The sequence below is a fragment of the Sphingomonas sp. FUKUSWIS1 genome (assembly GCF_000733135.1).
Taxonomy (GTDB): domain Bacteria; phylum Pseudomonadota; class Alphaproteobacteria; order Sphingomonadales; family Sphingomonadaceae; genus Sphingomonas; species Sphingomonas aerolata.
Genome location: NZ_JPJC01000203.1, coordinates 1 through 6,468 on the forward strand (window position 1 = coordinate 1; position 6,468 = coordinate 6,468).

The window sequence follows — 6,468 nt, forward strand, 5'->3', positions numbered from 1 at the left end:
ACGTGTTCCGCAAGGGCATCCGCAGCTACATGGCCAAGTATAAATACGGCAACACGGTCACCGAACAGGGCGAGGTGATCGCCGCCAAATACGGCACGCGCGACGCCGCGATGACCAATCTCGAGGCGATCGCCTCGGCCACGTTGCTCGCCAGCCTCGAACCCGAACGCCTGTCGAACGCCGACACCACACGCTTCTGTGCCGCGATGGACTGGCTCAGCGACACCGCGTTCCACAGCTATCGTGACCTCGTCTACGGCACGGTCGGCGGCGACGAGCGCGGCTTCCGGACGTTTTTCCGCCAGATGACGCCGATCGCCGAGATCGCCGGGCTCAAGATCGGCAGCCGTCCCGCCAGCCGCACCAAGTCCGACCGGATCGAGGATCTGCGCGCCATCCCTTGGGTGTTCAGCTGGGCGCAGGCGCGCGTCATGCTTCCCGGCTGGTACGGCGTCGGCCAGGCGCTCGCCGGGTTCGAGGACAAGGCGCTGCTGCGCGACATGGCGCAGGGCTGGCCGCTGTTTGCCTCCGCGCTCGCCAATCTGGAGATGGTGCTGGCCAAGTCGGACATGGCGATCGCCGCACGCTATGCGGGGCTGGTCGAGGATCCGGCGCTGCGCGACACCGTCTTCGGCCGGATCCGCGACGGCTGGCAGCAGACACATGACGGGCTGCTCGACGCGACCGGCCAGTCGCGCCTGCTCGAAAAACACCCCGCGCTCGAGGCGTCGATCCGCCTCCGCCTGCCCTATATCGAGCCGCTCAACCTGCTCCAGATCGAACTCATCAAACGCCGCCGTGCCGGCGAAGAGGATGCGCGCATCGGCGAAGGCATCCTCCTCTCGATCAACGCGATCGCGACGGGTCTGAGGAACTCAGGCTAACCTCCCTCTCCCCTCGGGGGAGAGGGAAGGGGCCCGCGGCCCTTGCCGCGGGAAGGGTGAGGGCCAGTGAGGCCAAGACCCTCACCCCAAACCCCCCACCCAGAACCCTCAGCCCGCCGCACCAAAAAACGGCGCCGCAATCTCCGGCCGCACGCGCAGCAACCGCCCGCTCGCCCGGTCGAGCAGCGCCCAGGTCGTCACCGCCTCCAGCTTCACGCGCCCGTCATCGCCGACGAACCGCACATGCCGGTCGAACCGCGCGCCCTTCGGCCCGCCCTCGACCCAGGTCTCGCCGGTCACGGTCTCGCCCGCGACCACGCTACCGCGATAGTCGATCTCGTGCCGCGTCACGACCCAGACATAGGCGGCCTTGTGCTCGGCGGGCGCGACCGCCTCCCAATGCGCGGTCGCGATCCGCTGAATCCACTGGACCCAGACCGCATTGTTGACGTGCCCCAGCTCGTCGATATCCGCCTCGGCCGCGGTGATCGTCATCGTGAAGGTCATGCGCTGCGCTCCCGCCATTTCCGCCACGCGAACCAGCCGCCGCCGACCGCCAACAGCGCCGCCGCGCCGAACAGGATCAGCCGCCCGGTGCCGATCCGCCCCAGCATCTCCTCGATGACGTGGCCGAACGCATAGCCGATCGCGCTGAACGCACAGCCCCACACGATCGCCGCGGCGAGGTTCACCGCCAGGAACAGGCGCTGCGAAATCCGGCTCGTCCCGATCGCGATCGGGCTGACGGTGCGGATCCCGTAGACGAAGCGATAGGCGAAGATGAACCGCCGCGGATAGCGTTCGAGCAGGTCAATCGCGCGCGCATAGGCCGAGCGCCGCCGGATCGCCGCAACGGGGCGCGATTCGCGGAAATACCGCCCGCCCGCAAAGAACAGCTGGTCCGCAACGAACGACCCGACCACCGCCGCCGCCATCGCACCCGCCAGCGACACCAGCCCCTGATGCGCGAGCACCCCGCCCGTCACGACCGCCGCCTCCCCCTCGACCCCCGCGCCCAGAAAGATCGCCACGACGCCATAGCGCGCCACCAACGCCTCGATCGTCACGCGGCAGGCAGTCCTTGTTCACGCGAAGGCGCGAAGGCGCAAAGATAGGTGGTTCGCGCAGAGGCGCAGAGGACGCTGAGAATGGTGTGCATCTTCTCTCTGCGTCCTCCGCGTCTCCGCGCGAAAACTCTAAATCTTCGCGCCTTCGCGCCTTCGCGCGAACCAAGAATCATCCCGCGACGCCCAACTGCCACAGCACGAACGCATGCTCCTCCGCCGCCTCGCGCAGCGACTCGAACCGGCCCGACTTGCCGCCATGCCCCGCGCCCATGTTGGTCTTGAGCAACAGCACATTGTCGTCGGTCTTCATCAGCCGCAGCTTGGCCGCCCATTTCGCCGGCTCCCAATAGGTCACGCGCGGATCGTTCAGCCCTCCGCTGATGAACATCGGCGGATAGGCCTGCGCCTTGACGTTGTCGTACGGCGAATAGGAGCGGATCAGCGCGAACGCCGCCGGATCCTCGATCGGATTGCCCCATTCGGGCCATTCCCCCGGCGTCAGCGGCAGCTCGGCATCGAGCATCGTATTGAGCACGTCGACGAACGGCACGTCGGCGATCACCGGGCCCCAGAGCTCGGGGTCGGAATTGACCACCGCCCCCATCAGCTCGCCACCCGCCGACCGCCCCGCGATCGCGATCCGCCCCGCCGACGTCCACTTCGCGTCGACCAGCGCCTTGGCCACATCGACGAAATCGTTGAACGTGTTCTCGCGCTTCTCCAGCTTGCCGTCGAGATACCATTGCTGGCCAAGGTCATCGCCGCCGCGGATATGCGCGATCGCATAGGCGAAGCCGCGATCGAGCAGACTCATCCGCCCGGTCGAGAAGCCCGGCGGGATCGCATAGCCGTAAGCGCCATAGGCATAGAGGAACACAGGCGCCGACCCGTCGCGCACGAACCCGGCCGGATAGACGATCGACACCGGGATCTCGGTGCCGTCGCGTGCGGTGATCTTCAGCCGCTCGGTCGCGTATTTCGCCGCGTCGTAACCGCTCGGAATCTCCTGCACCTTGAGCATCGTCCGCTCACCGGTATCGACGTCATAATCATACACCGTCCCGGGCGTGACCATCGACTCATAGCCGAGCCGCAGCACGGTCATGTCATATTCGGGATTATCGCCGAGCCCGGCGACATAGCTCGCCTCGGGAAACTCGATCCGCTTCCCCTCGGTCGGCGTCTCGTACCGGTGGATCGCGATCTGATCGAGCCCGTCCTCGCGCCCGTCGACCACGAAGAAGTCCTGATAGCACTCCACCCCGGTCATGTAGAAGGTCGGGCTGGCCGGGATCAGCTCGGTCCACGCGCCCGGCTCCTCGACCAGCGCGGTGCACAGGCGGAAGTTGGGATCGACGTCGTTGGTGTGGATGAACAGCGTCCCGTCATGCTCGTCGACGTCATATTCGCGGCCAACCTTCCGCGCGGACACAAGGATCGGTACCGCCAGCGGCTCGTGCGCGGGCAGCAGGTAGATCTCGCTCGTCACATGGTCGCTCGTCGCGATCACGATCCACTTGCGCGAACTCGTCTCGCCGACGCCGACGCGGAAGCCCTCGTCCTCCTCGTGGAACAGCACGACGTCGTCCGCGATCGGCGTCCCCAGCCGGTGGAACCGCGCGTTGTCGGTCCGCCACTGCTCGTTCGCCAGACCGTAGAGGAAGCCTGCATCGTCCGCGGTCCACACGATCTCGCTCAGCATGCCCGGAATCACGTCGGGCAGATGCTCGCCGGTGTTCAGGTCCTTGACCCGGACCTCGAACCGCTCGCTGCCATTGTCGTCGATCGCATAGGCGAGATAGCGCCCGTCATTGCTGACCGAGAACGCGCCGAGCCGGAAATATTCATGCCCCTCGGCCAGCGCGGGCTCGTCAAGCAGCAGCTCGTCGTCACCGCCCGCGACGGGCTTGCGCCACCATTTCTTGTACTGGCCGCCGGTCTCGTAGGCGGTCCAGTAAAGCCAGTCGCCGTCCTTTTGCGGGACCGAGGATTCGTCCTCCTTGATGCGTGCCTTCATCTCTTCGTACAAAGTGTCGGTCAGCGCCTTGTGCGGCGCCATCTGCGCCTCGAAATAGGCGTTCTCGGCGGCGAGATACGCCAGCACGTCCGCGTCATCGACCTCGGGATAGTTGGGATCCTTCAGCCACGCATAGGGATCCTCGATCGTCACGCCATGCGCGGTGAAGCTGTGCGGCCGCTGCTCGGCACGCGGCGGCACGGATGGGGTCTCGGGCGAAGAGATGGCAGGGGAATTCATGGTCATCCCCCCTGTTACCGCCCCCACGACCGGAAGCCAACGCACCACGCCCGCGCCCCGGTTATCCTTCCCCCCGTCATCCTGACGAAAGTCAGGACCCAGAGCCACAAGCGCCGAGGCCAATAACCTTGGGTCCTGACTTTCGTCAGGATGACGAACGGGGGGGGTGGCGGGGTGACGGCCCGACACCCCCGCAAGCAAACCCCGCTGTCCTACACGCCGCGTTTCTGTCACAACACGCGCCATGCCCTGTCCCGGCCCCAATTGCCCGCACACGCCCCGCCCGCGCGGCACCCGACCGGCACGCTGGACCTGACAACGCCGCATTTTTTGCTGCCAGCGTCTCAACATTCACAACATTCAGATCGACGAAAGCCCCGATGACCCGATCCAGCCCGACCCGACTCACCGCCCTGCGCGCCCATCTCGCCGCCGCCGGCCTCGACGGCTTCGTCGTGCCGCTGACCGACGAGCATATGAGCGAATATGTCGGCGGCTATGCGCAGCGGCTCGGCTGGCTGACCGGGTTCCAGGGCTCGGCGGGCAGCGCCGCGGTCCTTGCCGACCGCGCCGCGATCTTCACCGATGGCCGCTACACGCTCCAGGTCCGCGAACAGGTCGATGGCGATCACTGGGAATACGCCCCCGTGCCGCAGACCAGTGTCGCCGCCTGGCTCGGCACCCACGTCGCCGAGGGCGCGCGGATCGGCTATGACGCGTGGCTGCACACCAGCGCCTGGGTCGCCGAAGCCAGCGCAGTGCTCGCCGATCGCGGGGCTGAGCTCGTCGCGGTCGACGCCAACCCGATCGACGCGATCTGGACCGACCGCCCCGCGCCCTCGCCTGCGAAGATCACCATCCAGCCAGACGCGTTCGCCGGCGCCTCGTCCGCCGAAAAGCGCGCGCGGATCGCCGACTGGCTCGCCGAACAGCGCGCCGACGCGGTCGTGCTCTCCGCGCTCGATTCGATCGCCTGGACGCTCAACATCCGCGGCGACGACGTCAGCCACACCCCCGTCGCGCTCAGCTATGCGATCGTCGGCGCCGACGGCACCACCGACCTGTTCGTCGCACCCGAAAAGCTCGACGACACCGTCCGCCAGCATCTCGGCAACGCGGTCCGCGTCCATGACCGCACCGCGTTCCAGCCCGCGCTGCGCAACTATGCGGGCAAGCGCGTCGCCGCCGACCCCGAACGCGCCGTCGCCGCGATTTCCGACGCACTGATCGCGGGCGGGGCCAAGGTGCTCGCGCTGCGCGATCCCGTCGTGCTCGCCAAGGCGCTCAAGAACCCGGTCGAGATCGCCGGCCACCGCGCCGCCTCGGTCCGCGACGGCGCCGCGCTCGCGCGCTTCCTGCGCTGGGTCGAGACCGACTGCGCCGACGGCAGCGAGACCGAATTGTCCGCCACCGCGAAGCTGCTCGCCTTCCGCGAGGCGACCGGGCTGCTGAAGGACACGTCGTTCGACACGATCTCCGCGACCGGCGCGCACGGCGCCAGCCCGCACTACCACTGCACCGAAGAGTCGAACGTCCCCCTCGAGCCCGGCCAGCTCTATCTGGTCGATTCGGGCGGGCAATATGCCGACGGCACCACCGACGTGACGCGCGTCATGCCGATCGGCGCGCTGGCACCCGAACAGGGCAAGGAGCTCCGCGACCGCTTCACCCGCGTGCTCAAGGGCCATATCGCGATCGCGACCGCGGTCTTCCCCGACGGCACGCTCGGCGGCCAGATCGACGCGTTCGCCCGCCGTCCGCTCTGGGAGGCGGGGCTCGATTTCGCGCACGGCACCGGTCACGGTATCGGCGCCTATCTGGCGGTGCACGAGGGGCCACAGCGGATCGCCTCGCCCAACTACCCCGGCGGCGCGGCGATGGAGCCGCTGCGTGCCGGCATGATGCTCTCGAACGAGCCCGGCTATTACAAGGCGGGCGAATACGGCATCCGGATCGAGAATCTGCTGCTGATCGAACCGCGCACGATTCCCGGCGCGGACCGCGCGATGCTCGGTTTCGAGACGCTGACCTTCTGCCCGATCGAGCGCACGCTGATCGAGCCGTCGCTGCTCACCCACCCCGAACTCGCGTGGCTGAACGCCTATCACGCGCAGGTGCTGGACACGCTCTCGCCCGAAATGACCGGCGACGACCTCGCCTGGCTTCAGGCAAAATGCGCGCCGATCGGCTGACCGCCTCAGTCCACAGGCGGCTCATCCGTAGGGGGAGCCGCGGCGGGCTCGGCCGCCGCGGCACGCGC

The 6,468-nt window shown here is 67.8% G+C and carries 5 protein-coding genes; 2 read left to right on the forward strand and 3 right to left on the reverse strand.

Translation table 11 applies throughout. From position 1 onward, the window contains the following. Positions 1–884: phosphoenolpyruvate carboxylase (locus sphsw_RS12125; protein ID WP_031440845.1), on the forward strand; the 884-nt coding region annotated here is incomplete at its 5' end. Positions 885–992: 108 nt separating this feature from the next. Here sphsw_RS12125 and sphsw_RS12130 read toward each other — a convergent pair. The 3 genes from sphsw_RS12130 to sphsw_RS12140 form a co-directional block, all read right to left on the reverse strand. After that, the gene (locus tag sphsw_RS12130) at positions 993–1,391 is read right to left on the reverse strand and encodes an acyl-CoA thioesterase (protein WP_192141153.1); all 399 of its coding nucleotides are present in this window, start codon (positions 1,389–1,391) and stop codon (positions 993–995) included. Then, on the reverse strand, positions 1,388–1,951 hold the full coding sequence (locus sphsw_RS12135) for a DedA family protein (protein WP_031440847.1): 564 nt from the start codon (positions 1,949–1,951) through the stop codon (positions 1,388–1,390). The genes sphsw_RS12130 and sphsw_RS12135 overlap by 4 nt, the downstream gene beginning before the upstream one ends. Positions 1,952–2,120: 169 nt before the next feature. Then, the gene (locus sphsw_RS12140) at positions 2,121–4,208 is read right to left on the reverse strand and encodes a S9 family peptidase (RefSeq protein ID WP_235188380.1); all 2,088 of its coding nucleotides are present in this window, start codon (positions 4,206–4,208) and stop codon (positions 2,121–2,123) included. Between the two features lie 380 nt (positions 4,209–4,588). Here sphsw_RS12140 and sphsw_RS12145 point away from each other — a divergent pair, with 380 nt between their 5' ends. Next, positions 4,589–6,400 (forward strand): aminopeptidase P family protein, encoded by a 1,812-nt coding sequence (locus sphsw_RS12145; protein WP_031440849.1) that lies wholly within the window; start codon positions 4,589–4,591, stop codon positions 6,398–6,400. Positions 6,401–6,468: the final 68 nt, after the last annotated feature.

Coding starts and splice junctions, on each gene's coding strand:
- sphsw_RS12145 (WP_031440849.1), top strand. CDS start 4,589: ATGACCCGATCCAGCCCGACCCGACTCACCGCCCTGCGCGCCCATCTC.
- sphsw_RS12130 (WP_192141153.1), bottom strand. CDS start 1,391: ATGACCTTCACGATGACGATCACCGCGGCCGAGGCGGATATCGACGAG.
- sphsw_RS12140 (WP_235188380.1), bottom strand. CDS start 4,208: ATGAATTCCCCTGCCATCTCTTCGCCCGAGACCCCATCCGTGCCGCCG.